Source organism: Pedobacter sp. 01N416, from assembly GCF_056399685.1.
Map to the genome: position 1 here is coordinate 1 of NZ_JBFTRT010000910.1, position 1,120 is coordinate 1,120.

The window sequence follows — 1,120 nt, forward strand, 5'->3', positions numbered from 1 at the left end:
GAACAGCCCCCTGCGAAAAAATTTCACTCTGGTTGCCGCTCTGTTTCGCCAGATTGGATAAACCACAGAATGGAGGTTTTACCAAATACTGTATCGGGTGGATAATAGATTCTTCCCATTTTGTATCGCCTTTCGGCACAATTAGCAAGGCTCCACCACGGCCATGGGCACGCATAGAAACCGAAAACTGGATCAAAATATTAATGGGATCGTTCCAGCTGGCCAAAACAGTCAGATCTAACAAGGCCTGCAAAATAGGTGGACAATCTTTATTTGCACAACTGGTATCATCAACAATGCGGATCTGCTCTCCTTTAAGTACAGCAACATTCGTAAACTTACCGATGCCGTAAATCCTTCGGTGTTTAATTACGATTAATCCAGGTTCAGAAACATCAACAACAAAACAGAAGTTCGGAATATTGAGGGTTGTACCCCAGATATAAAGTTCGCCATCTTCTTCCCAAACCCCTAAGTGAATTCCTGAACGTTCAATCCCAGGCGCTATTTTGGTTAAGGTATTGGCATTTAACGCTAGTTTTTTAGCAAAACGTAACGGTTTCGACGTTTGCTCTGGTGGTAAAAAAGCAATCGAAATCCTCGGCGAATGCCCCTCTTCCTTACGCAAGCTGCTCCAAAAGGCAACATCTATTATCGCTTCAATTATTTTTCGGTCCGGCTGAGTAGCCAAATCTATCTCACCCTGTGCAATTGCATTTTTATGCAGTTTAACAAAATGTTGCTCAATAGTTGCTGCAATCGTGTTTGCCGCTTTGTAGGTAGGCTTGTAACTCATGTTCCGAATTTAAGTCGAATATTTCGATTTTTGAATATCCGAAAGGTTTGATTTTGGTAAAAAAACACAGACATTTTTACCACAGATCTTCGCAGATAAACGCAGCTATTTTTGATGTTCTTTTAACCGCAAAGCGCAGAGACAAGATTAACCACCAAGGCACAAAGAACACGAAGTTATTTACATATTTTTGGCTAATAAACTTCACTCAAATGAACTAAGGTGTCTTAAGTGTAAAAGATTCATCGGGCAATTAGTAAACAAATTGGCATGGAATTATTTCCGTGAACTCCGTGTTTCCGTGGCAAAAAACTAAAGCGCTAC

Annotated in this window: 1 protein-coding gene; it reads right to left on the reverse strand. The window is 40.7% G+C overall.

Annotated features, from left to right (window positions below):
- Nucleotides 1–796: putative sensor domain DACNV-containing protein (locus AC1DND_RS28325; RefSeq protein ID WP_477586235.1), on the reverse strand; the 796-nt coding region annotated here is incomplete at its 3' end.
- Nucleotides 797–1,120 lie beyond the last annotated feature (324 nt).